This is a genomic window from Streptomyces sp. NPDC007157, from assembly GCF_040634235.1.
Lineage (GTDB): Bacteria > Actinomycetota > Actinomycetes > Streptomycetales > Streptomycetaceae > Streptomyces.
Genome location: NZ_JBEYFE010000024.1, coordinates 121642 through 146259, shown reverse-complemented (window position 1 = coordinate 146259; position 24618 = coordinate 121642). Strand labels below are relative to the sequence as shown.

Sequence of the window (24618 nt, the reverse complement as noted above, 5' to 3'; positions counted from 1 at the left end):
CACATGACCGCCACCACCGACCACGGAGTGCCCGCCCCGGCCGGCGTCGCCATGCCGACCTTCAGTGAGATCGCCCTGCCCGACGCAGTACGGGACGCGCTCGGCGAACAACTGCGCGGCCTGCCTGATCCGAACATCGACATCGACCGCTCGTCCGCCCGGCTGCTGCAGATCTTCGCGACGCTGCCGACCGACCTGCTGCAACAGGTCATGGACTTCGGCCGGCACATCGACACGCCAGGTGTCAGCCTCGTCAGCAACCTCCCGGTGGATCCGGTGATGCCGGACACGCCGTCCGACGGCGGGCCCAGCACCGAGAAGCGGTCGTTCGTTGCCGAGGGGGTGCTGCTCGGGCTGAGCGGTCTGCTCGGGGAGCCGATGGGGGTACTGACGGAGAAGGCGGGGCAGCTGATCCACGACGTCATCCCCGTCTCGGGGGGTTCACGGACCCAGACGAACCAGGGTTCGGAGGTCTTCCTCAATTTCCACAGCGACATCATGTACGACGTGATCGGCCGCTACGACGTCGCCAACCCCGACTTCCTGGTGCTGTCCTGCCTGCGTGCCGACCACGAGGGCATCGCCGGCACCTACTACGCCGATGCCCGCGACGTGTCGGCGGCGCTCGCCCCCGAGGTCCTGGAGACGCTGCGCAGTCCGCTGTTCCGGCTCAACGCCCCGGGCAGCTACGTCCGTGACGTCGCCGGCGGCCTGGATGTGCTGTCGGAACCGGTGCCGCTGATCAGCGGTCACACCGACTATCCCGAGATCGCGATCTCCGCCAACGGGGTACACCCGCTGACCAGCGGCGCCCGCGCGGCGATGGACACCCTGCAGACGGTGTGCGGCGAGGTCGCGCACAGTGTCCGGTTGCGTCCCGGGCAGGCGCTGCTGATCAACAACCGCAAGGGGGTGCACGCGCGGTCCACGTTCACCGCCCGCTATGACGGCGCGGACCGCTGGCTGCAGCGGACCTACGTGCGCCGCAGCCTGTGGAACGTGCGCTACCGGGTCACCGAGGACAACCGCCGGGTGCACTACTGACCGGCCGCCCCCCGCCATCGCACCGATCCGGTGGCGCGCCGGGCTCCCCTGAGAACCCCGTGTCACGCCGAGCGACCCTCGGCGCGGCACGGGGTTTTCGCGTGCCCGGGTCCGCCGTCGGCCGGCGGGGCTCGTGCGCCCCCGTGGTCGGCGGCCGGGGCGGGCCGCGGTCCTCGCGAGGGCGCCGGATGGCCTGGACCGGTCAGGCCCCTCGTGGCCAGCCGCAGGCCGGTGCCTGCGGGGTCCACGCGCCCGATGATCGACGTGTCGGCAGCAACCCGCAACGACGTGAGGGAGACCATGGGCAGGACCTTGGCGCAGAAGACGTGGGACGCCCATGTCGTGCGGCGCTCCAGTGGCGGCGACGATCTGATGTACATCGATCTGCAGCTGCTGCACGAGGTGAACACGCCCCAGGCGTTCGACCGGCTGCGCGCGGCGGGCCGTACCGTGCGCCGGCCGGACCTTACGGTGGGCACCGAGGACCACAACACGCCGACGCTGGCCCTGGACCGGGTCATCAAGGACCGTGAGGGCCGCCGGCAGGCGGAGCTGATGCGCTCCAACTGTGCCGAGTTCGGGATTCCGCTGCACCGCTTCGGGGACCGGGACCAGGGCATCGTGCATGTCATCGCGCCCGAGCTGGGTCTGGTGCGGCCGGGGATGACGATCGTGTGCTGCGACTCGCACACCACCACTCTCGGCGCCTTCGGTGCTCTGGCGTTCGGCATCGGGTCCAGTCAGGTCGAGCACGTGCTGGCCACCCAGACGCTGCCGATGCGGCCGCCGAAGCAGATGTCCGTGACCGTGGACGGCGTCCTTCCGGCGGGGGTGAGCGCCAAGGACCTGGTGCTCGCGCTGATCGCCCAGGTGGGCACGGCCGGCGGGCAGGGGCACGTCATCGAATACCGCGGTGAGGGTGTGCGGGCGCTGTCGATGGAAGCGCGGATGACGCTGTGCAACATGTCGGTGGAGGCCGGGTCGCGTGCCGGGATGGTCGCCCCGGACGAGACGACCTTCGCCTACCTCGCCCGCTGCCCGGGGATGCCGCACGGCGCCGACTGGGAGCGCGAGGTCGCCCATTGGCGCGGCCTGGCCGGTGACGACGACGCCGTCTTCGACAAGGCGGTCACCCTGGACGCGCGCACCCTGAGTCCGCATGTGTCGTGGGGCACCAATCCCGCGCAGAGCGTCCCGCTGGACGGACGGGTGCCCGCGCCCGCCGACTTCGCCCCGGGCGCGCAGCGCGACGCGGCGGAACGCGCGCTGGCCTACATGGATCTGACGCCGGGGACGGCGCTGCGGGACGTCGCGGTGGACACCGTCTTCCTCGGGTCGTGCACCAACAGCCGCATCGAGGATCTGCGGGCCGCCGCGGACGTGCTGCGGGGCCGCAAGGTCGTGGACGGCCTGCACATGATGATCGTGCCCGGGTCGGCGCGGGTGCGGCGACAGGCCGTCGAAGAGGGCCTGGACCGGGTGTTCGCGGAGGCGGGCGCCGACTTCCGGGCGGGCGCGGGCTGTTCGATGTGTGCGGCTCTCAACGAGGACCGGCTGCTGCCGGGGCAGCGCGCCGCCTCGACCAACAACCGCAACTTCGAGGGCCGGCAGGGCCGCGGATCGCGCACCCACATCGTGTCGCCGGCGGTGGCCGCGGCCACCGCGGTCACCGGACGCCTGTCCTCGCCCGCCGATCTGTGAGACGAAAGGCCCGTCATGGAGAAGTTCACCGTGCACACCGGTACGGCCGTCCCGTTGCGCCGCACCGACGTCGACACCGACCAGATCATTCCCGTGCGGTTCTGTGCGAGCACCCGCCGCACCGGGCACGCGGACGCGCTGTTCGCCGACTGGCGGGCCGAGCCCGGCTTCGTCCTGGACCGGCCCGAGCGGGCGGGCGCCAGCGTCCTGGTGGCCGGTCAGGACTTCGGCACGGGTTCGTCGCGCGAGTACGCGGTATGGGCTTTGCGGGACTTCGGATTCCGGGCCGTCCTCGCCCCTCGCTTCGGTGACATCTTCCGCGGCAACGCGCTGATGAACGGCCTGCTCGCGGTCGTCGTCCCGGCCGAGGCGGTGGAGCGGCTGTGGGAGCTGACGGAGGGTGATCCGCGGGTCGCGGTCACGGTCGACCTGGAGCGCCGGGAAGTGCGGTGCGCCGGTCTCGTCCAGGCCTTCGACATCGACCCGGACGTCCGGTCCAGGCTGCTGGGCGGCCTCGACGGCATCGCCGACACCCTGCGGTACGAGGCGGAGATCGCCCGCTACGAGGCCGGGCGCCGCCCCGCGCTGCCGGTGACGCGCGCTCCTGTGACGGTGGCGTCGTGAAGCTCAACCAGTGCGCCGCGTTCGTCGCGATCGCCGACACCGGCACCTTCACCAACGCCGCCCGTGCGCTGGGCGTCAGTCAGTCCGCCGTCAGTCACGCCATCGCCGGTCTGGAGACCGAGCTGGGGGTGACCCTGATGGTGCGGGACCGCTCCGGTGTGGAGCTCACCGATGCCGGGCGCCGTGCCCTGGAGCCCGCGCGGGGCGTGGTGGCGCAGGCGGACCGGGTGCGGCGGGCGGTGCGCGGAACGGACGCCGAACCCGAGGGCACCTTGCGGATAGGCACCAGTCAGAGCTTCGCGGCACGGCTGCTTCCGGCGTTGCTGTCGGAGCTGCATGTGCGCTATCCGCGGCTGCGGATCGAGCTGCGGGAGGGCGGCGATGTGCAGATCGCCCAGTGGCTGCGCGGACGTGGCGTCGATCTGGGCATCGTGTCGCTGCCCAAGCGGGGTCTGGTCACGGCGCCGCTGTTGCAGGACGAGATGTTCGCGGTGCTTCCGGAGCACCATCCACTGGCCGCCCAGCGGGAGTTGCGCATCGGTGAGCTGGCCGGAGAGCCGTTTCTGATGCCGGTCGGCGGGGTCGAGACGATGGTGCGTGCCGCGTTCCGTACGGCTGGCCTCGAGCCCGAGGTCAGCCATCAGGTGCGGGACATCAACGCGCTGCTCGCGATGGTCGCCGCCGGGCTCGGCATGACGGTCATTCCCTGGCTGGCCCTGCCGCCGGCACTGCCGGAGGTGCGGCTGGTGCCGCTGTCCCCGGCGGTCGTGCGGCATCTGGGCATCGGTACGCGTCCGGGCGTCGAGGGGTCCCCGGTGGTGGGGGCCTTCGTGCACGCGGCCCGGTCCCTGGCGCTGCGCAGTGACTGGAGGAGGCTTCCCGTTGCTGTGTAGCCGGGGTGCCCGTAGGCCGCGGGCTTCTGGGCCGACGGGCGGGGGGTCAGGTCACGAGGCGGGTCGGCGCGTGCCGGACGCCGAGCACGGTGCAGCCGGTCTCCGTGCTGACCTGGTGGACGCTGCCGGGCTGCTCGATGACGAGGTCGCCGGGGCGGTAGCAGTCGCCGTTGTCGTTGAGGAGCTCCCCCTCCAGTACGAGAATGAGCTCGTAGCCGAGGTGTTCGTGCAGGTCGCCGTGGGCGCCGGGGGCCATGCGGGTGATCATCGCGGCGCCCGGGTCGGCGCCGTCGGTCAGGTAGAGGCGGTGCAGGTCGACGCCGACGCGACCGGGTTCCTCCCAGCGCTCCCAGGGCAGGGCGTCCAGCCCGACGGGGTCGAAGATGTCGCGCAGGACGGTCACTTGGCGTTTCTGGGGCGAGGCGGTGGGGGCGGCGGGGCGGGTGACGACGGACATCGGTGTGCTCGCTTTCCGGGGGCGGGGTGTGGGACAGGGGCGGGTTCGTCGTGCGGGTCAGCCGGTTCGGGCCGGGAGCGGGGGCGTGGGAGCCATGGCCGGGGCGGTGACGTCCGCGGCGACGGCGTCCGCGTTCTGGACGAAGTCCGTCCAGAAGCCGGGTCTGCTGCTGCCGCCCTGCATGAACCAGCGGGTGTGCTCGGTGGGGATGCCGAGGACGTACAGGCCGCGGTCGGGCCGGCCGGTGTGGTCCACGGGGTGGAAGGGGGCGCCGGTCACGGCGACGCCGCCGGTGTCGAAGCGGTCTCCGTCCGTGCCGTGGTTGACGTACGACGTCCAGATGCCCTTGTCGCGCAGGCTGCGCGTGAGGGGGTGGGGGTCGAGACGTATGTCGGGCGTGGGGACGCGGGCGTCGACGACGGTGTCCACAAGGACCTCGGAGCCGCCCACGTAGGGCGAGTGGACCGCGAAGCGTCCCGAGGGGTGCGGGCGGATGCGGGTGTCGGGGCCGGCCACGCGCAGGACGCCGCAGCGCAGCAGGGCGTCGACCTGCCGCAGCCGCCTGCGCGGTGGCCCCGCGGCGAGGAAGGAGCTGCGCGGGACGTACCAGCCGAGGAACTCCTCTCGGTGCGAGACGGGAGTCAGGCCCGCGAAGTCGACGAGCGAGCGGATCACGGCACGGGAGTCGCGGATGACGTCGAGGGCGGCCTTGAGCGGGTCGTCGACGTTGCCGGCGTCGGCGTGCACCAGGTCCTGGGCCACCGCGTCGGTCAGGGCCCGGGTGAACTCCTCGGGTCCGGCGAAGTGCCGGCCGGCGAAGGGGCGGGCCTGGGCGTCCAGGTCGATACGGGGGACGTCGGCGAGGCCGTATCCGGCGGCGACGGCAGGGACGTCGGGTACGCCGCTCTCGGCGGCGGCGACGACCTCCGCCTCGAACGCGGCGGCCTTCCCCGGCTCCCCGCGGGCGGTCAGGGTCGTGGCGTAGTAGACGAGTTCGGCCTCGGCGAGCAGCCACGGCAGGGCGTGTTCGGCGAAGGAGAGCGCACCGTGGCGGCCGCGGGCCAGGATGCGTTCGGTGGTGAACAGCACGTGGTGGTGACGGTGGTCGTGGTGTTTCTGGTTGCGGCCGCGGGCGGGCAGTGGCATCCCGCTGCGGGAGCCGGCCACGATGACGGGTTCGCTGCCGCTGGGCCGGTAGACGAGCCGGCCGGCGTCCTCGTCGTAGTGTCCGCCGCGGCCCTCGGTGAGCGCGGCCATCACGTCGTAGAAGGACAGGCCGAGTCCGAGGACGCCGACCGCCGACCCGGCGGGTATCTCGTCCAGGGGCATGTCGGCGGCGCTGTCCCCCGCGATGTGGCGCAGGCCGGGATGGCGGGCGGCGTGGGCGGCGAGGCGGCGCTGGTTGCCGGTGAGTTCGGGGCGGGTGTGTCCGGTGGTCAGCACGACGCGGTCGGCGGTGAGGTGGGTGCCGCCGCGCAGGGTGAGCCGGTATCCGTCGCCGGTGCGCTGGAGCGCGTCCACCGTCGCGTGCACGGGAATCAGCCGCACGCTTTCGGGGAGATTCTTTCCGATCGCGTCGAGAAGAAACTGCATATAGCGTCCGTGGAGGGCGCGCGGTGCATAACTGTTGGGCCCTGGGTATTCCGGGTCGACGGAACTCCACCACTGGGCGAGCGAAGGGCCGGCACCGGGTCTGGCGGGACCGCCGTCGGGAGGCCCGGAGAACGCGGAGACCTCGTCGGCGACGGTGTTCATCAGGAACCACCGTGGCTGGTCGGTGCGCCAGATGCGGCCGGTGCCGACCCGGTGGGAGTCGATGAGGTAGATCTCCACGGCCTCGTGGACCGGACCGTCGGCGAGGCGCGCCGCCATGCGTTCCAGGACGGAGACTCCACGCGGACCACTGCCGACGATTGCCACCTTCATGTGTACCCCTTCCGGGAATCGGATTTCCGTCCTCTTGCATTTCGAAGGTAGGAGCTTCGACATCCGGGTTCAACACTGATTCATTGATTCATTGCATGAGTGTTTCTCATGCAATTCACGAGCGGAAGGAAAGAGAAGAAAATGGACTGGACTGGGACACCGCAGCAGGGCCCGGGCGAGCGCCCCGCGCTGCTCGTACTGGACCTCATCAACGAGATCGTCCATCCGAACGGCAAGTACGCGGCCGACGGTTACGGCGCGCAAGCGCGTGAGCGCGGTGTCCTGGCCAGGGCCGCCGACGCGATCCGGCGGGCCCGCGCCGCGGACATACCGGTGATCTACGTCGTCGTCGGCTTCTCCCCCGGGTACCCGGAGTGGCCGGCCGGGTCCCCGGTCTTCGAGAAGGCGAAGGACGACGGCCGTCTGGTCCTGGGTTCCTGGGCGACGCGGGTGCACGACGCACTCGCGCCGCGGCCCGGGGAACCGGTGGTCGTCAAACACCGCATCAGCCCGTTCCACGGCACGAACCTGGAGGTGCTGTTGCGCACGGCGGGCATCGACACGCTGCTGCTCACCGGCGTCTCCACGGAGCTGGTGGTGCTCACCACCGCGCAGGCCGCCCATGACCGGGACTACCGCGTGCGGGTCCTCGAGGACGCGACTCTGGCGGGCGACGCCGATATCCACGAAGCCGCGCTGAAGATCCTGTCCCGGATCTCGACGGTCACCACGGTCGCCGAGGCGCTGCCTGCCGCGCGGCCGGTCTCCGCCGCCGAGCGACAGGACGCCCGGTCATGAGGGCCCGAGCCGCGGCCCGTTTCCACGCCGTCGAGGAGTCGGCGACGTACGCGGTCTTCGACATGGTGGCGCGGATGCGCGCGCAGGGCTTGGAGGTGGTGGACCTGGGCGGCGGTGAGCCGGACTTCGACACCGCCGGCCATGTCGTGGACGAGGCGGTCGACGCGCTGCGCGACGGTTTCACGCACTACACGCCCAGCCGCGGGCTGCCCGCGCTGCTTCGAGCAGTCTCGGCGAAGCTCGCCGGGGACAACGGGATCGCGGCGGACGCGGCCACCGACATCGTCGTCACGCCGTCGGCGAAGCACGCCCTGTTCGCCGCGCTGGTGACGGTGCTCGATCCCGGCGACGAGCTGCTCGTGCCGACGCCGAGCTGGGTCAGCTACACGGAGATGGCGCGGCTGATCGGCGCGCGGCCCGTGCAGGTCGCCCTCGACGGCGCGGACAGCTTCCGCATCACGGCGGAACTGCTGGAGCGGCACGTCTCCCCGCGGACGAAGGCGCTGCTGGTCAACTCGCCGAACAATCCCACGGGCCGGTCACTGACCGCCGAGGAGGCGGCCGTGATCGCCCGGTTCGCGCAGGAGCACGACGTCCTGCTGATCTCGGACGAGATCTACGAGAAGATCCTCTACGACGGCCGCGCCCATCTCAGCCTGGCCGCGCAGCCGGGCTGCGCCGACCGCACCATCACGGTGAACGGCTTCTCCAAGGGCTACGCGATGACCGGCTGGCGTCTGGGCTACGCGGCCGGGCCCACCGATCTGATGGCGCAACTGCTGAAGGTGCAGCAGCACACGGTGGGCTGCACGGCGTCGTTCGTGCAGCGGGGCGGGATCGCCGCGCTGACCGGCTCGCAGGAGCCGGTCGAGTGGATGACCGCGCAGTACGCGGCCCGCCGGGATCTCATCGTGCAGGGGCTGAACTCGCTGCCGGGGGTGTCCTGTTCGCCGCCCGATGGCGCGTTCTACGCCTTCGCCGACATACGCGGCACGGGGTTCGCGGACTCGGCGTCGTTCGCGCGGTGGCTGCTGCGGGAGGCGGGAGTGGCGGTGATGCCGGGCTCGGCGTTCGGGCCGGGCGGTGAGGGCTTCGTCCGGTTGTCGTTCGCGACGTCGCCGAAGGTGCTGCAGGCGGCGCTGGACGGCATGGCGCGGGCGCTGGCCGGCCGGGGCTGACGGCCAGCGCGCAGGCCGCGGGTCACGTGGTGCGTCCGGAAGCACGACGCCGGACGCCCACGGCCAGCACGGCGCCGACGGCGAACGCCGCCGCCGCGATGCCCGCCGACAGACGCAGCCCCGAGGTGAAGTCCCCCGCCGCGGCGGCGAGCGTGCCGAACAGGGCCACCCCGACGGCGCTGCCGACCTGCCGGGCGACGTTGAAGACTGCGGAGGCGACGCCCGCGCCGGAGACGGGAGCGGTCTCGATGATGGCGGCGGTGGCGGCGAGGGCGGTCATGGTCTGGCCCAGCCCGGTGGCGATCAGGGCGAACAGCAGGACCGGGTACGGGGTGTCGGGCCGGGCGGTCAGCCAGCCGAGGAAGCCCACGGCGCCCAGGGCGAGCCCGCCGGCCATCGGGACGTAGGGGCCGGTGCGGGCGGCCAGCCGGCTGAAGAGCGGGGCCGCGACGAGCCCCATGCACACCGACGGCAGCAGGGCCAGGCCGGTGGCCAGGACCGTGAAGCCGCGCTCCTGCTGGAAGTAGAGCGTGGTCAGGAAGAGCATGCCGTAGTAGCCGAGGCTGATCAGCAGGCCGATCGCGGCGGTCGCGGTGAAGGCTCCCGAGCGGAACAGAGACGGCGGCAGCAGTGGCGCACGGCGACCGCGTCCGGCCCGTTCGCGTGTTTCCAGGGTGCGTTCGACCAGCGCGAAGGCGGTCAGGCAGGCCGCGCCCGTCCCGAACGCCGCCAGGACCAGCGGGGAGGTCCAGCCGTGTGAGCCGGCCTCGTTGAGGCCGCCGGCCAGGGCGACGAGGCCGACGATGCCGAGCACCTGGCCGGCCGGGTCCATGCGGCGGACGGGCGTCTTGCGGGCGGTGGCCGGGACATGGCGGAGGGTCAGGGCGACGGCGAGCGCGGCGACCGGCAGGTTCAGCCAGAACACGGAGCGCCAGTCGAGCCCGGAGACGAGAAGGCCGCCCACCGCGGGCCCGGCGCCGAACGCGATCGACGCGACGGCGCCCCACACGGCGATGGCCCGGGCCCGCACCGCGCGGTCGGGGTAGGTGGCCTGGAGCAGCGCGAGCGAGGCGGGCACGAGCAGGGCGGCGCCGGCGCCCTGGGCGAGGCGTCCGGCGATCAGGGTGCCGGGGCCACCGGCCAGGCCGCAGACCAGGGAGGCCGCGGTGAAGACGCCGAGCCCGGTGAGGAACATGCGGCGGTGGCCGAGCCGGTCGGCGAGCCCGCCGCCCAGGAGCAGCAGCCCGGCGAAGACGGTGCTGTAGCCGTCGACGATCCACTGGAGGGCCGAGGGCCCGGTGTCGAGGGCGGTGCGGATCTCGGGGACGGCGACGTTGACGACGGTGACGTCCAGCATCACCAGGAAGTAGCCGAGGCTGAGGGCGATCAGCGGGGGCAGGAAGAGGGCGGGCCGGCCGGCCGGGGCGGGCGAGGAGACGGCAGCGGCGCGCGGTGCGACGGCCTGCCCGTCTTCGGGGGTGAGGTCGGTGGTGGTCATGGCACCAGCTTCGACGCCGGATACTTCGCCACATGACGAAGTGTCGTTGTCGTACGGTGGTGTCATGCCGAACACCAGCCGTACCACGGGGAAGTCCGCCCGCGGCGCGGGCGCGTCACGACGCCCGGGCCCCGCATCCGATGAACACCCCGGTGCGCCGCTCAAGCACCAGACCGACATCGCCCGCGCCGCGGCCCTCATCGCCGATCCCTCGCGCGCCCGCATCCTGAAATGCCTGGCCGACGGCCGCGCCCTGCCGGCGAGCGCGCTGGCCGGTGAGGCGGGGATCACCGCCGCCACGGCCAGCGCGCACCTCGCCAAGCTGGTCGAGGGAGAGTTCGTCACCGTCGAGGCGCGGGGCCGGCACCGCTACTACCGACTGTTCGGGCCGGACGTGAGCGCCGCGCTGGAGGCCCTCGCCCTGATCGCCCCGCCGCTGGCCATCACGTCCCTCAAGCAGAGCAGTCGCACCAACGCCCTGCACCGCTCCCGCACCTGCTACGACCATCTGGCCGGACGGCTCGGCGTCGCCCTGATGCAGTCGCTGCTCGACCTCGGGGTGCTCACCGGCCACGACGGCATCCACCGGCCCGCCGAGGCCGTACGGGACCGGCCGTCGTCGTACGGCCGCGACATCGTCTACGAACTCTCCGACGAGGGCCCGTCGATCCTCGCCGAACTGGGCGTGGACACACGCCGGTTGCCACCGCGCCGGCCTGCGGTCCGCTACTGCGTCGACTGGAGCGAGCACCAGCACCACCTCGCGGGCGGGCTCGGCGCGGCCCTCACGGCGCGTCTGTTCGACCTCGGCTGGGTGCGCTGGGGCGCAGCGCCGCGCGTGGTGCATCTGACGGACGAGGGCGCCCTCGGCCTGGAGCGGACTCTGGGGCTCGTGGTCGGGTGAGCGGGCCCGGCCTCCACTTCGGTGGAGGCGCGGTACGACATCGGCGGACGCGGTGGACGGAGCCTCCTCCGAAGGCCGATGTGCGGCTGCGGCGCGGCAGCGAGGCTCGGGGTATGGAACCCATCTACGAACTGTCCGGGCCCGAGCGCGAGCAACTGACCGCGGTGCTGCGCTCCGTGGCCAAGAACCCGTACGAGGACTACGAGGGCTTCTCGCGTGCCGTCGGCGACCTGATCGCACGGGACGAGGTGCCCGCCTTCTTCGCCGACGTCTGTGCCCGCGTCCACCACGACCGGACGACGGGCGCCTCCGACGCGCACGTACTGCGCAACTGCCCGCTGGACGAGGACATCCCGCTGCTGGACCTGGATGACCCGGTCGCGGACAAGCACGCGCGGAAGAAGACGTTCATCGGCGAGGCGTTCCTGGAGCTCTTCGCCCAGCTGGTGAAGACTCCGCTGCTGTCCTACGCCACCCGTTTCAACGGGGACTTCTTCACCGACGTCGTCGCCATCAACCGCTACAGCGGGATGCAGACGGGATTCAGCGACAGCGAACTCGTCTACCACAACGACCGTACGGCCCACCCCGTGCGGGCGGACTTCATCTCGCTGCTCGGCATGTACTGCCCCGAAGGCGAGTTCATCTACACCGGGTTCGTCGACGGTCGTGACCTGCTCGCGCATCTGACGGACGAGGAACAGCGACAGCTCAGGACGGCCCAGTTCGTCACGCCGTTCGACGTGTTCTCGCGGGACAACAACAAGGAACTGACCGTTTCCGAGGTCCACCCGATCCTGGAGAACCACCACAGCTTCCGCTACCTGGACACGTGCACGACGGCCGCGCCGGGCGCTCCCGAGTCCGCGAAGGACGCGCTGCTGGCGCTCAAGGACGCGCTGGTGCGCGCGGACAAGACCCGTCACCGCATCCGGACCGGTGACCTGTTCGTCTTCGCCAACCAGGACGGGCTGCACAGCCGCGACAAGATGGAGATCAACGATGCGGCGCGGGCGCGGCAGCGCTGGCTGTTGAAGACGTACGCCTTCCGCGACGAGGCCGCCGCCGAGCGGCACGCGGACCGCTGGCTGGACGGGGTGCGCGGACGCGTGGGCGACTGACGTCCCGGGCGCGCCGGTCCACGTCGCGCCGTCACGACCAGGGTGGGCGGTCCTCGTCGAGCGCTTGGCGCATCAGCAGGACCGCCTCCAGGCGGTTGCGCACGGACAGTTTCGTCAGCGCGTGAGACACATGGCTCTTGACGGTCGCCGGCGTGACCTTCAGCCGCCGGGCCGCCTCGCGTGTGGACATGCCCTCCGCGAGCACCGTGAGCACCTCGCGCTCACGTTCGGTCAGGGAGCGCAGACGCAGGCCGACCGAGCGGTCGCCGCGCGGGAGCGCGGGAGCGGTCGTGGTCGCGCGACCCGCCGGCGGGCACAGGCCCACCAACTCCGGCGACACCACGACGTATCCGACGGCCACCGCCCGCACGGCGGCTGCGAGCCGTCCGATCGCGGCGTCCTTGACCAGTACCCCCGCGCAGCCCGCGGCCAGCGCGTCCCCGACGGTGCGCGCCGTCCACCGCGTGTCGAGGAGCACGACGCGCACCCCCTTGTGCACCAGTTCCGGCACGAGGGAGGCCGGCCGGGGCCGGAAGGCGTCGGCGAGCACGACGACGTCCACTCCGTCCAGGGGCCAGCGATGCAGCGGCCGGCCGCTGTCGGCGGTGCCCAGCACCTTGATCCGGTCGGCTCCGTCCAATGCCCCCGCCAGAACGTGCCGGGACACCGGATCGGCGTCGGCGAGCAGGACGCTGACGTCGGAGGCCTCCGGCTCGTACAGCAGGACGCGGCCGTTCTCGGTGCCGCGCACGGTCATCTCCACGCGCTGTCTCCTTTCTCACTGGACAGCCTGCGCCACGGACAGGCGGACCGGGGCCGGCGTGCGGCGGGCCCCGGTCCGTGCGTCGCTCAGGCGGCGGCCGGCTGCCGTGTCGTCAGCTCGCGGGCCAGTCGGGCCTTGACGACGGAGATGTCCTCGCAGTCGCCGCCGGTGCGCTCGGCGATGTGCGTCCGGTAGAGCCCGGCCAGCTCCTCCTCGCTCACGGCGAGCCCGAGCTCGTCGAGGATGTGCCGCAGCACGGCCCGGCCCGAGTGCCGTCCGATCAGCAGGGACCGCTCACGGCCGAAGCGGGCGGGCTCCACGTACTCGTACGTCGCCGGGTTGCGCAGCATGCCCTGCTGGTGGATGCCGGCCGCCGTACCGAAGGCGTAGGTGCCGAATATCGCCTTGTTGCGGGGCTCCTCCAGTCCGATCGCCGCCCGCAGCGCCGTGTACGCCTCGTACATGGCGGCCACGTCGATGTCGGTGTGCAGACCGAGCAGAGCTCCCTTGTAGGTCAGCAGCGCGGCCACTTCCTCGAGCGGGGTGTTGCCCGCGCGTTCGCCGACGCCACCGAGCGTGACCTGCACCTCGTCGGCGCCGGCCGTCAGGCCCGCGACGGCGTTGGCGAGGGAGAGCCCGAAGTCGTCGTGGCAGTGGGTGGCGACGCGGACGCCGTCGGGGAGCCAGGAGCGGAACTCGGTGATCAGCGCCCCGTACTCCTGGGGGAGGTGGCATCCGGAGGTGTCGGCGACGGCGAAGCACACGGCCCCTGCCTCGACGGCGCCCAGGGCGATGGCGCGCAGCAGGTCCAGTTCGCCACGGCTGGCGTCCTCGATGCCGACGGACACCTCCTCGACACCGAGGGCGTAGGCGTGGGCGACGGTGTCGGCGACCTCCTGGACGGCCTGGTCGCGGCTGATGCCCCGTTTGTGGGTGAGGTGCAGGTCGCTGCCCGTGGCCATGACCTGTACCTGGTGGCGCTCGGTGCCGCCCGCCTTTACGGCCGTGTCCACGTCGGACCGTACGGCCCGGCAGAACGTGGTGAAACGCGCGGAGGTCAGGTTCCGGGAAATGAGCCGGGTGGCCTGGAACTCGCTGGGCGAGGAGGCGGGGAACCCGGATTCGATGTAGTCGGCACCGAGTGCTTCTATGCGCAGTGCTATGTCGAGTTTCTGACGTGGAGTCATTGCGTTTCCGGGTGCCTGTTCACCGTCGCGGAGGGTGGTGTCGAAAATAGACACCCGGCGTGATTCCCTTTTCCCTGACATCGTGTCCTCTTCCTCGCCCGATGCTGCTCGCGCAGCGCAACACCGGTGAGGCTAGGCGGATTCGGTGCCGTTGAGGGCCGGTTGCGCTGGCCTCTGGAGGCCATGACCCGTATGAGTCGTGCAGGCCGCCGGGAATCACCGGAACGGCGGCCCGTGGCCGGTTCGGGCCACGTCACTTCTGGGTCAGCTCCACCGCTTGCCGGGGGGTGGAGGTGGAATGCGAAAGTTTTGGCGAAGGCGCTGCAACGCGTCCGGACTTGTCGAACGAAGGGGCATCTCTGATGCGCAATTCCATGACCGAGCCGACTGCCTTTGCCATCCGTTTCCTCAGCGACGACGATCTGATCTGGGATTGAGGAGCGGCCCGCGGTTGAGGGTCTATCCCCACAGCGCAGGGGAGGGCGGGACCAGCATCCCACCCTCCCCTTGCAGTGTCGGAGCACCCGCTCCGGAGGCGTCCAGCCACCGCGGCAGGGTGACGTGGTCGGCGCCGGGCGCCGCGTGCAGCGCGGGCGCGCAGGACAGAGCGGTCGCCGGGGGCGAGTCGAGCAGCACCGCAAGGCCCCGCTGTCCGGCCTGTTCCATGATGCCCAGGGCCGCCGTCAGGCCGCCCACGGCGTCGAGTGAGAGATTGATGCCGTCGTAGCGGTCCCCGAGGCGCCCCAGGTCGGTGCTCTGCTCGTGGGTCAGGTCCGCGATGATCGGGAAGGGGCGCGGCAGTGCGGCGAGAGCCGCGGACCGGTCCTGCGGCAGCGGCTGTTCGAGCATGCGTACGCCGTGGGCGTGGAGGATCGGCAGCATCACGTGGAGCCGGTCGGCGTCCCAGGCCCCGTCGGCGTCGACCATCAGCCAGGCGTCGGGCCGCAGCCGGCGTACAGCCGTCAGCCGGGCGAGGTCGTCGGCGAGGTCGCCCGCGCCGAGCTTGAGCTTGAGGGAGGCGAAGTCCTCACCGTCCTTCAGCTCCTGCTCCAGCAGCTCGGTCGCCACCGGGGAAACCGTGCGTACGGCGGGCACCGGTCGTGGCGGAGGCATGCCCAGCAGCTCCCACGCGCGCTGTCCGCTGCGCTTGGCGAGCAAGTCCCAAAGGGCGGAGTCGAGGGCGCTGCGCAGGGGGCCCGGCGACAGCAGCCCGGGCAGTTGGACGGGGCTGATCATCCGCTCCAGGCCGTCCCTGGCGGAGGCGAACTGGTCGCGCAGGACGTCCGGTCCGTGTGTGTCCAGCGCGGGCTGGAGGGCCGCCTCGCCTTGTCCGGTGCTGCCCGCGTTGCGCACCGTCACCCGCAGTACGGCCCACCCGCCCGCGCCCGGTTCGGCACCCGCGGGGGACAGCCTGGCGGGCAGGACGGCACACCGGACCTGCATCGGGGTACCCGTAAGGGATCGGAGGAGTGCGGGGTCGAACACGAGGGCTCCTGACTCGCGGGCGTTCAGCCGGAACCCCATCGTGTGAGCGGCAGCGGTGGGCCGCCAGACAGCAGGCGCGGCACCCTGCGGCGTGGCCGGTAGCGGACAGGGCGACCCGGGCAGGATGCGGAGCCGCGCGGCGGGGCGCGGTGCGGCGCAGGAGTGAGCGGCGCGGGCCGGGTGGAGGTCGCCCGATCGGTGCCGGTGAGCGGGGTGTGGTGCGTGCGGCCGCAAGGCGGAGGAGGGCGTCGACGCGATGGGGGTCCCCCGCTCGAGCCAGCCGAGAGTGGGGAAGTCGGCAACCGACGACAACGCCGCCGGGGTCCCTATCCGGGGATGGGGGTGCCCCCTGCGGGGAGCGTGCCACACCCCGCGTCTGCGCCGTGATCGACCGGTCAGGTCCTAGTCGAGAAGTCCCGCCCTCGCGGCCGTGACCCCTGCCTGGAAGCGGCTGGCCACGCCGAGCTGGGCCATCAGGTCGGCCATCACGCGACGCAACGTCCTTACAGAGACGCCGAGTTCACGGGCGATGGATTCATCCTTGCGTCCGGTGGACATCAGCCGCAGCACGCACAGCTGCTGGGAGGTGAGCCCGGATTCCTCGCCGGCTCCGGTGTCCTCCAGAGGCACCGAGGAGGCCCAGCACATCTCGAAGACCTTGACCAGCAGGGCGGTGACGGCCTCGCCGCGCAGCACCATCATGGCGTTGCCGGCGTTGGTGTGGAGCGCGGGTACCAGGGCCTGCACCCGGTCGACCAGGATGAAACGGAACGGCACGATGTTGGCGATCCGGACCTGGGCACCCGCGGAGCTCAGTTCCTGCAGATGGTTCATCGAGTGGACGATGCGGGTCATCGGCCGCAGGTGGATGCTGCGCATGGTCACACCGCGTTCCAGGACCTGCAGGTCGCGCCGCAGCCCCTCGGCGAGCACCTCCGACGGCCGGACGGGACCGGGGTGCATGCTCAGGATCTCCGAGGTCGCGATGTCGGCGGTGTCGCCGAGCACACGCGCGATCCGGTCGGCGCCGGTGATCACTTCGTCGCTGAGCGTGCCGCTGCGGGCGACGTGCAGCGGCAGGAACACGTCGCGCATCGCGTGGATCTGCTCGCGGGTGCGGCGGATCTGGTCGGTCAGGCGGGCGGTGGCCTCCTCCTCGGCGGTGAGCAGCCGCAGCAGCGCGGCCTCGGGGGCGGTGGCCTTGGCGGTCGGTTCGCCGTCGGACGATTCGACGAGCAGGCCCAGGCCGATCAGTTGGCGGCGGGCGTGCTCGATCTCGTCGACGGTGGTGTCGAGTTGCTCGCAGGCGCTGCGGACGGTCCAGTCGCTGCGGGCCGAGGCGTACTGGAAGAGTCTCAGGGCCTGCGGCCCGATGCTCGGTGCGCTCATGTCCGTCTGCTGCCTTCCTACAACGGATGTACTGGGGCTGGGGATGCCGATGGCGGGTCGTCGTCTCTGCTCCCGGTCAAAGAAAACCCTCCCGAAGGTATGTTTTGCTCACGTGCCCCGCCCCGGACGGCCCTCGGCCAACCGGGGGGGGAAGACTCAGCTCACTTGCAACAGCGCACTCCGCTCGAAGCGCGGACCCGTCCGGGTGCCGAGGAAGTGCCAGCCCTGCGCCATGCCCCGGGCAGCGAGGACCGGGTCGTCACCGACCACCACGGGATGGCCCACCAGGGACAGCAACGGCAGATCGCTTTCATGGTCGCTGTAGGCCCAGCAGTCCCGCGCACGGACGCCGAGCCGGCGGATGAGGGCAGCCGCGGCGTCCTGCTTGGCCGCTCCGATCATCGGTCGGCGGACCTCACCGGTCAGCACCCCGGCGGCGTCGGCGAGTTGCTCGGTGGCCAGCACATGGCGCACGCCGAGGTCCTCGGCGACCGGCCGGGCCAGAGCCATCCCCGAGCCGGTCACGAGGACGACCTCGTCACCCTCGCCCTGGTGGCGGCGCAGGGCATCCAGGGTCTCGGTCAGATAGGCGTGCGGACCGCTCCTGAACTGGGCATACCACTGGCGGGCCGCCTCGTCGAACGACGAGCGGCGCGCTCCGGCGAAGTGCGCGAAGTAGGCGCGGTTCAGCGTCTCCCGGTCGGCGCCGGCGGTGCGCAGGACGCCCGGCGTCCGCCCCTCCCCCACGAGCCGCGCGGCATGCGCATGCCAAAACTCGGGCAGGGTCTTGCCCGCGAGCAGGGTCTCGTCCACGTCGAAGAAGGCGATACGCCGGGTCATCGGACCTCCTCCCCCGCTCGCGCCGCCAGCAGAGCGTTGGCGTAACTGGTCGCCGCCGAAGTGAAGTTGAGGGTGCCGTGGGTGCGTGCCGCGGTGATGTCGCGCCAGCGGCGCTGGAGTGCGTCGTCCTCCTCCAGTGCGCGCAGCCCCGCCGTACGGAAGAGCTCGTCGACGGCCGTGCCGCACAGCTCCACGGCCACGGTGACGTCCCGCTGGTTCTCGGCGACGAGAACGGGCGTCACGGGCGCGTGGTCGGCGCGCTGCGCGACCCGCTCGAGGAGCAGTCGCGCGGCCTGGATGTGGGCCGACGCCCTGGCCAGCACCAGCGGCTGGACGGCGGTGCCGCCGTCGGGGCGCACTCGCTGGGTCTGCGTCTCCCACCAGGTGCGCAGCGCTCCCTCGGCGGCTCCGAGCACCGGCGCCGCGAAGATGAGGGCGGCCACCAGGGAGAACGGCACGGTGTGGCAGCGGGCGGCGTGCGGCTGAACGCGCCCGAGGTCGCTCAGCGTGAAGGTGAGGTGGTCGGGGACCAGGACGTCGCCCTCCACGGTGTTGCTGCCGGTGCCGCGCAGTCCCACAGGGCGCCAGGTGTGCAGCACCTTCAGCTCCGAGCGTCGCACGGCGAAGATCCGGTGCTCCCGCGTCTCGCCCGCAGGGTCGCCGTGCTGCGCGGCCCAGGAGGCGAGCAGCATCCACTCCGCCTGGTCGACACCGCTGGCCGTGGCCCACCTGCCGGTCAGCCGCCAGCCGCCGTCCACCCGGACGGCGCCGCCCTGCGGCGGCACGACGGACGCGGCCACGCGCACGTCGGGACCCTCGCCCCAGATCTCGCGCTGTCCGGCCTCGGGGAGATAGCCGGCGAGCCTGCCGTGTGCCGCGTACAGCGCGGCGCACCAGGCGGTGGACGCGCAGGTCTCGGCCAGCTCGGAGACCGCGTCCAGGAGTGCGGTGAAGGTGCCGGCGCCGCCGTTCCAGCGCTCGGGCACGAAGTGCCGGGCGAATCCGTTCTCGACCAGGGAGTCCGCCAGCCGGTCGGTGAGCCGGCACGTCTCGTCCAGGACGATGCGGTCCTCGCGGGCGGTGTCCAGCGTCTTGCCCAGGTCACTCAGCACGCGGCAGCACCGACCCCGGCAAGGAGGCCGCCGAGCGGGGCGGCGGCGGCGCGGGTGGCCAGCGCGGTGGCCAGGGTGCGCGTGCCCTGGCGGGCCGCGAGCAGGTAGGCGCCGGCGCCCTCGGGCTCCGCGGTGATGGTGACGGGCTGCCCGAGTTCGCCGAACGAGAGGAACGACGCCTGCAGGGAGTCGATGGCCCAGGCGCCCGGGGTGTCCTGGGCGGCGCGCACGAGGACGGCCTGCCGGAACCCCTCGACGATCACCATCCCCGGGATGTGGTCACTGGCATGGTCGAAGAGCGCGGGGTGTCCCGTGTCCGGTCTGAGCTGCCATCCGGCCGACGCGTCACCCAGGCTCGCGAGCAGCACGGCGTCGTCGCGGTCGCGGCCGACGGCGGCCGGCGAAAGGGTCCGCGCCTCGACGGTGAGGTCGGTGACGTCGAACGGGGCCGCCGCGGCGGCGCTGCGGCTGCGCACGAGGGCGTACTGCGCGGGCGGGAGCGCGTCCCAGCGCATACTCGCCCGGCCCACCGTGCGGCCGTCGATCAGGAGGTCCGCCTCGGACGTCAGACGGAAGCGTCGCGGACTGCCGGGTACGCGGCGCACGGTGACGTGGAAGGAGACGTCGGCCCCGTCGCCGCTGTCGCGCAGCGGCTCGTCGAGGTGGAAGTCGAAGCCGTGCAGGACGAACATGTGGTCCGCCGGGACACCGTGGAAGCGGTGCGAGAGGCAGATCCCCGCCTGACGCATCGTCTCGACCACGACCAGGGAGTCCCGGGTCCCGTCGGCGGCGCGGTGGTGCAGGAGATGGTCGTGCGGCCAGCGCACGAGGACCGCGAAGCGATCCCCGCCCAGCGGACGAACGGCCGATAACAGAACTTCCCGGTCCGCGGCCTTGTGTACCAGAGCGCGCGGAACATGTGCATCGGCACAGTGCCTGGCGGTCGTGTCGCCGGGCGCTATGTCGGTGTCATGCATGATTGTCCCCCTCCGGAAGTGGCTATACCGCAAACGCGGTGACCTTGCGTGGTGGTTGGTCACCGGCTGCTCGGGGAAAAATATACCTGCGGGAAGGTATATTGCAACGGGGGGCTGGAGACGAACGGTGAGCGGAGACATCATGGAACTGAAGAAGAGCCGGGCCACGTTCCCGGTACCCGAGCGCAGCGCGGGGAGCATCGCCCTTCACGGCCGCAGCCCGGAGTTGCAGCAGGAACGTGCCGCGCACACCCGCAAGCAGATCCTGGACGCCGCCGCGCAGCTCTTCGACGAGCGCGGGTACGGAAAGACGTCCGTCAAGGACGTCGCCGACCACGTGGGGATGACCAAGGGGGCGGTCTACTTCCACTACCCCACCAAGGAAGCACTCACGATCGCGGTCGTCGAGGCGCACTACCACCGCTGGCCCGTGCTCCTCGAAGCCGCCCAGGCCAAGGGGCTCGGCCCGTTGGACACCGTGGGGGAACTGCTCGACCAGACCGCGGAGGCCTTCCAGGACGACGTGGTCGTACAGGGCGGGGCGCGGCTGCAGATGGAGCAGCCTCTGCCGGAGGGCCTGTTGCCGCAGCCGTACGTCGGCTGGATCAGCCTGCTGACGGAGCTGCTGGTGGAGGCGGCGGAGGCCGGAGAGCTGCGCGAGGGGGTCTCGCCCTCCGCTGCGGCCTACACGCTGGTCTCCGCGTTCTTCGGCGCCCAGCACATCTCCGCGCGGCTGAGCCGTCGCGCTGACCTCGTGCAGCGCTGGTCCGACGCCCGGGACCTGATTTTCTCAGCCTTGCGGTCGTAGGACCGCCCGATCCCTCCCCTCCCGGGAAAGAGCACAACAGGGGCCGAATCACTCCGGCGAGCGCCCCTACGACGACACTGGCGCGGCTCACCGTCCATGAACGCCGCGACCCCGAGCCGGGCCCCGGGGATGCCACGGCTGCTCCCCCGGGGCCCGTAGGGGTGTGCCGACTCGGGGTCAGATAGGTTCGTCCACCGTGGCGGTGAGCCAGTCGGCGGCTTCGGCATCGGCCGGAAGCAACGCTGCCTCTGGCGGGCGGTGCCGTGGATGTCGCAGAGGTCGGCGCAGGATGACGAACGGGACGCCGCATGCTCAGGCATGGGAGATCCGCTCGCAGTCGAAGACGAACGCCCTGCGAACCACGGTGTCGGGCAGGCGGCACAGCCCAGGGTCCCCGACTTGCAGACAAAGAACCTCCTGGTGTCGTACTCGCCGAAGAAACTGGGCTTCTTCTAGAGGCACGTAAAAAGGGCGTCTGAGCTGGGAAATCTCCCGTCAGGCGCCCTTCTCGGTGACTGCCTCAGACAGCAAAGCGAAACGATGCCTTGCTCCCGGTTTGCGCCCCAGGTGCCCCAGCGTCGCCCACCTGGTCCGGAATGTTTCCGGACCAGATTCCGGTCACCCCGCCTCGCCGGGAGATGGGGAACCCTCCCAACGATTCATCGACTCCTCGATCAACTGGTTGGCATGGTCTCGCGTCCCGGCCAGGAACTTCGCGTAGTAGCGGAAGAGAACCCGGATGCTCTGGCCCGCTCCGCGAGCGCACTCGGCGGGATCCACACCGGAGGCCAGCCAGAAGGAAATTCCGGCGTGGCGCAGGTCGTAGGGCCGCCTGGCGAGGTTCAGCGCGTGCTCGCCCAAGTTGAGTGTGGCTTTCCTGGCGCGTCCCCAGGTATGCGTGCCACTCCGTACATCGCACAGATCGACATCCACCAGCTCGGCGCCGGCTACGACAACCACATCTACTTCACCCACAGTTACCCCGCAGGCGACATCTTCCACAAGGTCACCGGCCGCTGGGAACTCAACCAGGACCGCCTGCCCGCCGGTGACCAACCCGGCAAGCGGTACGACGTGTTCGTCCACCTGCCCAGCCATGGCGGCCAAGCGAACGTGAAGTACAACTTCATCCCCGGTGACAACACCGAGAGGGCTCAGGCAGACTTCTGCCACGTCAACCAAGCAACCCGCAGCAACGGCAGCGACACCTGGTTCGAGTTCGGCACCTTCACCTTCTGGGAGGGCGGCCGTATCGAGGCGGACAACCTACACGACGCGGGAACCGGAGATGCCGACGTCGTCTTCGACGCGATGGCCTTCGTCCCGCACAACAGCAAGGTCACCACGCAGGCATGCCTACTGAACGACAGCGGCACGTGAGGGGCAGGGACAGGGGGGTGGTGCTGGTGCTGACCGCGGTGGTGGCGGCCCTGACACTCACCGCCTGCACCAAGCACGACCGGCAGGACTCCCCGGTGGTCGCGGGCGCCGAGGACAAACCGTCCCCGACGAAGCCGAGCCCCACCCCCTCCTTCACCCCACCATCGACTGCCACCCTGCCCACCCACGCGATCCCGGCCGACGAAATGCCGAGGCTGGGCGAGGCGACGGCCATGGCCAAGGGATATACGGGCAAGACGTTCCTGGACGACCTCTCGAAGGCATGGGGCATCACCCTCGGAGACCCGAAGGAGGAGGAGTTCCCCGGCGGCCGCAAGAAGACAGTGATCACAGGCGACAACGGCAAGGGCCTGTCCCTGCTCCTGACGGTCACCAAAGCCGACGAGCTCGTTCTCCTGGACTGCATCGCCGAGAACGGCGACGCCCACACCACCGCCTTCCTCCGCGCCTGCGCCGCGGTCGACGCCCCGGGCGCCGACCCGAACAGGGCGACCACATGGTTCGACCAGGCCAAGAAGGAGACCGACACCCTGTACGCGAAGAAGAAGGAGGCCACCGTCAGCGGCATCCTCACCACCGGAAAACTCGTCATGTTCGTGAACAGACTGACCGACTCCGAACAGCTGAAGATCTTCGGCGGCGGAACCGCGGATAACTCCTGACCCGCCCCACACCCGGCCCCCGTCCGCGTCAGCGGCCGGGGCCGACCCCCAAGCCTCCATCAACCGCTCGGGCCCGTACGCCGCCGCGAGCTCGTCCACCGTGAACCCGGATCGGGACACCCCGGCCACCAGAGTGTCCTTGGTCGGCCCCGGGTGCGGCCGGGGCGTCCAGCACGTCGATCCACCTGGCGCGATCGGAAGGGTCAGAGATCGCGCACCACCTCGCGCCGCGACCTGGTAACAGATCACCCCGACCTGACCCAAAGGCGTCGGCGTCCTCGCCCCCTACCAGGGCTATCCGCACCCACGATGAGCGGAGGGCGAGCACAACATCGGCGCCCTGTTCCGGGAGATCGCCGCGCGCGGCTTTCCCGACAGCGAGGCTACCGTCCGCCTCTATGCGTCCTCCCGGCGCGACGCTCTGGACGTCGGCCTGCCCCGCCCGCACCGGCCCGCAGCACCGTCGAGGTCTCCCGGATGCTGACGTCCCGCCCAGACCACCTGGACGAGGAACCCATCTTCCTCAAGCACCTGCTGGAACGCTGCCCGGAACTGACCACCCTCTACAACCGCGTCCGTTCCTTCGCGGATATCTTCGTCAAGAAACGCAGCGATCTGCTCGCCCGCTGGATCCCCCAGGTCGTGCCAGCCTCCCCGAACTCGACAAAGCTCTCGGCCACCGGGCACGGGTGGACTCTGTGAGTCACGACACGTACCATCACGATCCCGTGATCCAGCGCCGAACCCGTATGCCCGAGGCGACACTTGCCTGGGTGTCCCTCGGGTTCCTGCATTTTCCCCTTCGAGATTCTGCGAACTCGTCGGCTTCTCAGCTCCGCAGGGCGGCGTCGTTCAGTCGGTCTGACCGGCTTGATGGAGATCCATGTAGCTGAGACGACTGTGACGTCCCGGATGAGGCCGAAACGAAGGCAGGCACGGCCTCCCCGCCCGAGGAACGCCTGGGTCTGCTGGACTGTCTCGCGGCGGTGCCCGATCCGCGCCTAGCCAAGGGCCGCCGCCATCGCCTCGCCTTCGTCCTCGGCCTGGCCGCCTGCGGGGTGCTGGCCGGCGCCAAGTCCCTGGCTGCGATCTCGGAATGGGCTGGGACGCGCCGACCGCCGTACTCACCCCCCTCGGCGGCCCAAGCCGTGAACCCACCGGCCCGACCGCTCCAGCTGAGGCCACCGTGCGCCGGATCCTGCAGCGCATCGACGGCGACGCGCTGGACGACGCGATCGGAACCTGGCTCGCCATCCGCGCCCTCGACCACCCGCAATCCTCAAGACCCGGTCCAACGGCCCCGCCGTTCCCCGGCCGTGGACGGCAGGACGGTGCGGGACGCCCGCCGCGCCGACGGCACCCAGGTCCACCTGCTCGCCGCGATGACCGACACCGGCCTGGTCGCCGCCCAACGCGAGGTGGACGGCATGACCGACGAAATCACCGTTTTCCGGCCCGTGCTCGCCGAGCTGGACCTGACCGACACCGTGGTCATCCTGGACGTCCTGCACTCCCAGACCGCGCACGCCCGCTTCCTCGTGGAGGACAAGGGGGCCCACTACATCGCCGTGATCAAGGCGAACCAGCCGCTGCTGCAACAGCGACTGAAACGCCTGCCCCGGCGGGACGTGCCGCCCCTGGGCAAGACCAGCGCCACTGCGCCCGGCCGTGACGAGAACCGCCGAGTCAAAACCGCCACCGTAGTCGACCTGGACTTTCCGCATGCAGCGCAGGCCGTGCAGATCGTGCGGCGCCGCCGCATCATCACCACCGGCAAGGTCACCCTCGAGCGCGTCTAGGCGGTCACCGATCTCACGGCCGAGCAGGCAGACGCCACCGAGATCGCGTAC

Annotated in this window: 23 protein-coding genes and 2 pseudogenes; 14 read left to right on the top strand and 11 right to left on the bottom strand. The window is 71.3% G+C overall.

Going from position 1 to position 24618, the window contains the following annotated elements; translation table 11 throughout:
- The first annotated feature begins 3 nt into the window (after window positions 1–3).
- The 4 genes from ABZ642_RS34965 (at window position 4) to ABZ642_RS34950 (ending at window position 4262) form a co-directional block, all read left to right on the top strand.
- Window positions 4–1044 (top strand): TauD/TfdA family dioxygenase, encoded by a 1041-nt coding sequence (locus tag ABZ642_RS34965; RefSeq protein WP_360491634.1) that lies wholly within the window; start codon window positions 4–6, stop codon window positions 1042–1044.
- A 300-nt stretch (window positions 1045–1344) separates the two neighbouring features.
- Complete coding sequence (leuC, locus tag ABZ642_RS34960) at window positions 1345–2745, top strand: 3-isopropylmalate dehydratase large subunit (protein WP_360491631.1); 1401 nt, start codon at window positions 1345–1347, stop codon at window positions 2743–2745.
- A 15-nt stretch (window positions 2746–2760) separates the two neighbouring features.
- Window positions 2761–3369: a 3-isopropylmalate dehydratase small subunit gene (leuD, locus tag ABZ642_RS34955; RefSeq protein ID WP_360491628.1), complete on the top strand. Its 609-nt coding sequence runs from the start codon at window positions 2761–2763 to the stop codon at window positions 3367–3369.
- Window positions 3366–4262, top strand: a complete 897-nt coding sequence (locus ABZ642_RS34950; protein WP_360491625.1) for a LysR substrate-binding domain-containing protein — start codon at window positions 3366–3368, stop codon at window positions 4260–4262. Before leuD ends, ABZ642_RS34950 begins: the two co-directional genes overlap by 4 nt.
- Window positions 4263–4308: 46 nt before the next feature.
- On the opposite strand, the gene ABZ642_RS34945 is transcribed toward ABZ642_RS34950, so the two are convergent.
- Window positions 4309–4719, bottom strand: coding sequence for a cupin domain-containing protein (locus ABZ642_RS34945; RefSeq protein ID WP_360491622.1), 411 nt, complete (start codon window positions 4717–4719; stop codon window positions 4309–4311).
- Window positions 4720–4776: 57 nt separating this feature from the next.
- Entirely contained in the window at window positions 4777–6645 is a 1869-nt protein-coding gene (locus ABZ642_RS34940) for an FAD/NAD(P)-binding protein (protein ID WP_360491619.1), read from the bottom strand.
- A 141-nt stretch (window positions 6646–6786) separates the two neighbouring features.
- Here ABZ642_RS34940 and ABZ642_RS34935 point away from each other — a divergent pair, with 141 nt between their 5' ends.
- Complete coding sequence (locus ABZ642_RS34935; protein WP_360491616.1) at window positions 6787–7443, top strand: isochorismatase family cysteine hydrolase; 657 nt, start codon at window positions 6787–6789, stop codon at window positions 7441–7443.
- Window positions 7440–8621 carry a pyridoxal phosphate-dependent aminotransferase gene (locus tag ABZ642_RS34930; RefSeq protein WP_360491613.1) on the top strand — a complete coding sequence of 394 codons (1182 nt, stop codon included), beginning with the start codon at window positions 7440–7442 and terminating at the stop codon, window positions 8619–8621. The genes ABZ642_RS34935 and ABZ642_RS34930 overlap by 4 nt, the downstream gene beginning before the upstream one ends.
- 22 nt (window positions 8622–8643) lie before the next feature.
- Here ABZ642_RS34930 and ABZ642_RS34925 read toward each other — a convergent pair whose 3' ends face one another.
- Window positions 8644–10119: an MFS transporter gene (locus ABZ642_RS34925; protein ID WP_360491610.1), complete on the bottom strand. Its 1476-nt coding sequence runs from the start codon at window positions 10117–10119 to the stop codon at window positions 8644–8646.
- Window positions 10120–10183: 64 nt separating this feature from the next.
- Here ABZ642_RS34925 and ABZ642_RS34920 point away from each other — a divergent pair, with 64 nt between their 5' ends.
- Complete coding sequence (locus ABZ642_RS34920; RefSeq protein WP_360491607.1) at window positions 10184–11023, top strand: winged helix-turn-helix domain-containing protein; 840 nt, start codon at window positions 10184–10186, stop codon at window positions 11021–11023.
- A 113-nt stretch (window positions 11024–11136) separates the two neighbouring features.
- Entirely contained in the window at window positions 11137–12144 is a 1008-nt protein-coding gene (locus ABZ642_RS34915) for a TauD/TfdA family dioxygenase (protein ID WP_360491604.1), read from the top strand.
- A 31-nt stretch (window positions 12145–12175) separates the two neighbouring features.
- On the opposite strand, the gene ABZ642_RS34910 is transcribed toward ABZ642_RS34915, so the two are convergent.
- From ABZ642_RS34910 to ABZ642_RS34880, 7 genes are all read right to left on the bottom strand, one after another.
- A complete protein-coding gene (locus ABZ642_RS34910) occupies window positions 12176–12901 on the bottom strand; it encodes a response regulator transcription factor (RefSeq protein WP_360491673.1) in 726 nt (241 codons plus the stop codon).
- A gap of 92 nt (window positions 12902–12993) precedes the next feature.
- A complete protein-coding gene (locus ABZ642_RS34905) occupies window positions 12994–14175 on the bottom strand; it encodes a pyruvate carboxyltransferase (protein WP_360491601.1) in 1182 nt (393 codons plus the stop codon).
- A 378-nt stretch (window positions 14176–14553) separates the two neighbouring features.
- Window positions 14554–15537, bottom strand: coding sequence for an enolase C-terminal domain-like protein (locus ABZ642_RS34900; protein ID WP_360491598.1), 984 nt, complete (start codon window positions 15535–15537; stop codon window positions 14554–14556).
- Window positions 15538–15981: 444 nt separating this feature from the next.
- Window positions 15982–16968, bottom strand: a complete 987-nt coding sequence (locus tag ABZ642_RS34895) for a LuxR C-terminal-related transcriptional regulator (RefSeq protein ID WP_360491595.1) — start codon at window positions 16966–16968, stop codon at window positions 15982–15984.
- 156 nt (window positions 16969–17124) lie between these two features.
- Window positions 17125–17808: an HAD-IB family hydrolase gene (locus ABZ642_RS34890; RefSeq protein ID WP_360491592.1), complete on the bottom strand. Its 684-nt coding sequence runs from the start codon at window positions 17806–17808 to the stop codon at window positions 17125–17127.
- Window positions 17805–18920: an oxidoreductase gene (locus ABZ642_RS34885; protein WP_360491589.1), complete on the bottom strand. Its 1116-nt coding sequence runs from the start codon at window positions 18918–18920 to the stop codon at window positions 17805–17807. Before ABZ642_RS34885 ends, ABZ642_RS34890 begins: the two co-directional genes overlap by 4 nt.
- Window positions 18914–19897: a ScbA/BarX family gamma-butyrolactone biosynthesis protein gene (locus ABZ642_RS34880; RefSeq protein WP_360491586.1), complete on the bottom strand. Its 984-nt coding sequence runs from the start codon at window positions 19895–19897 to the stop codon at window positions 18914–18916. Before ABZ642_RS34880 ends, ABZ642_RS34885 begins: the two co-directional genes overlap by 7 nt.
- Window positions 19898–20024: 127 nt before the next feature.
- On the opposite strand from ABZ642_RS34880, the gene ABZ642_RS34875 reads away from it, so the two are divergent.
- Entirely contained in the window at window positions 20025–20705 is a 681-nt protein-coding gene (locus tag ABZ642_RS34875) for a ScbR family autoregulator-binding transcription factor (RefSeq protein WP_360491583.1), read from the top strand.
- 618 nt (window positions 20706–21323) lie between these two features.
- Here ABZ642_RS34875 and ABZ642_RS34870 read toward each other — a convergent pair.
- Window positions 21324–21545 (bottom strand): annotated as a pseudogene (locus tag ABZ642_RS34870) (integrase); the annotation flags it as partial.
- Between the two features lie 54 nt (window positions 21546–21599).
- Here ABZ642_RS34870 and ABZ642_RS34865 point away from each other — a divergent pair.
- The 5 genes and pseudogenes from ABZ642_RS34865 (at window position 21600) to ABZ642_RS34845 (ending at window position 24567) form a co-directional block, all read left to right on the top strand.
- On the top strand, window positions 21600–22085 hold the full coding sequence (locus ABZ642_RS34865; RefSeq protein ID WP_360491581.1) for a hypothetical protein: 486 nt from the start codon (window positions 21600–21602) through the stop codon (window positions 22083–22085).
- Window positions 22058–22768 carry a hypothetical protein gene (locus tag ABZ642_RS34860; protein WP_360491579.1) on the top strand — a complete coding sequence of 237 codons (711 nt, stop codon included), beginning with the start codon at window positions 22058–22060 and terminating at the stop codon, window positions 22766–22768. Before ABZ642_RS34865 ends, ABZ642_RS34860 begins: the two co-directional genes overlap by 28 nt.
- A gap of 477 nt (window positions 22769–23245) precedes the next feature.
- A complete protein-coding gene (locus ABZ642_RS34855) occupies window positions 23246–23470 on the top strand; it encodes a hypothetical protein (protein ID WP_360491576.1) in 225 nt (74 codons plus the stop codon).
- A gap of 284 nt (window positions 23471–23754) precedes the next feature.
- Window positions 23755–23820: pseudogene (locus ABZ642_RS34850) on the top strand (hypothetical protein); the annotation flags it as partial.
- Between the two features lie 264 nt (window positions 23821–24084).
- On the top strand, window positions 24085–24567 hold the full coding sequence (locus ABZ642_RS34845) for a transposase (protein WP_360491670.1): 483 nt from the start codon (window positions 24085–24087) through the stop codon (window positions 24565–24567).
- The last annotated feature ends 51 nt before the right edge of the window (window positions 24568–24618 follow it).

Excerpts from the sequence above, each read along its gene's own strand:
- ABZ642_RS34860 (WP_360491579.1), top strand. The coding sequence starts at position 22,058 with ATGCCTACTGAACGACAGCGGCACGTGAGGGGCAGGGACAGGGGGGTG.
- ABZ642_RS34900 (WP_360491598.1), bottom strand. The coding sequence starts at position 15,537 with ATGCAGGTCCGGTGTGCCGTCCTGCCCGCCAGGCTGTCCCCCGCGGGT.
- ABZ642_RS34895 (WP_360491595.1), bottom strand. The coding sequence starts at position 16,968 with ATGAGCGCACCGAGCATCGGGCCGCAGGCCCTGAGACTCTTCCAGTAC.
- ABZ642_RS34890 (WP_360491592.1), bottom strand. The coding sequence starts at position 17,808 with ATGACCCGGCGTATCGCCTTCTTCGACGTGGACGAGACCCTGCTCGCG.
- ABZ642_RS34940 (WP_360491619.1), bottom strand. The coding sequence starts at position 6,645 with ATGAAGGTGGCAATCGTCGGCAGTGGTCCGCGTGGAGTCTCCGTCCTG.
- ABZ642_RS34930 (WP_360491613.1), top strand. The coding sequence starts at position 7,440 with ATGAGGGCCCGAGCCGCGGCCCGTTTCCACGCCGTCGAGGAGTCGGCG.
- ABZ642_RS34965 (WP_360491634.1), top strand. The coding sequence starts at position 4 with ATGACCGCCACCACCGACCACGGAGTGCCCGCCCCGGCCGGCGTCGCC.
- ABZ642_RS34915 (WP_360491604.1), top strand. The coding sequence starts at position 11,137 with ATGGAACCCATCTACGAACTGTCCGGGCCCGAGCGCGAGCAACTGACC.
- ABZ642_RS34905 (WP_360491601.1), bottom strand. The coding sequence starts at position 14,175 with ATGTCAGGGAAAAGGGAATCACGCCGGGTGTCTATTTTCGACACCACC.
- leuC (WP_360491631.1), top strand. The coding sequence starts at position 1,345 with ATGGGCAGGACCTTGGCGCAGAAGACGTGGGACGCCCATGTCGTGCGG.
- ABZ642_RS34880 (WP_360491586.1), bottom strand. The coding sequence starts at position 19,897 with ATGCATGACACCGACATAGCGCCCGGCGACACGACCGCCAGGCACTGT.
- ABZ642_RS34865 (WP_360491581.1), top strand. The coding sequence starts at position 21,600 with ATGCGTGCCACTCCGTACATCGCACAGATCGACATCCACCAGCTCGGC.
- leuD (WP_360491628.1), top strand. The coding sequence starts at position 2,761 with ATGGAGAAGTTCACCGTGCACACCGGTACGGCCGTCCCGTTGCGCCGC.
- ABZ642_RS34855 (WP_360491576.1), top strand. The coding sequence starts at position 23,246 with ATGCTGACGTCCCGCCCAGACCACCTGGACGAGGAACCCATCTTCCTC.
- ABZ642_RS34920 (WP_360491607.1), top strand. The coding sequence starts at position 10,184 with ATGCCGAACACCAGCCGTACCACGGGGAAGTCCGCCCGCGGCGCGGGC.
- ABZ642_RS34945 (WP_360491622.1), bottom strand. The coding sequence starts at position 4,719 with ATGTCCGTCGTCACCCGCCCCGCCGCCCCCACCGCCTCGCCCCAGAAA.
- ABZ642_RS34925 (WP_360491610.1), bottom strand. The coding sequence starts at position 10,119 with ATGACCACCACCGACCTCACCCCCGAAGACGGGCAGGCCGTCGCACCG.
- ABZ642_RS34935 (WP_360491616.1), top strand. The coding sequence starts at position 6,787 with ATGGACTGGACTGGGACACCGCAGCAGGGCCCGGGCGAGCGCCCCGCG.
- ABZ642_RS34910 (WP_360491673.1), bottom strand. The coding sequence starts at position 12,901 with ATGACCGTGCGCGGCACCGAGAACGGCCGCGTCCTGCTGTACGAGCCG.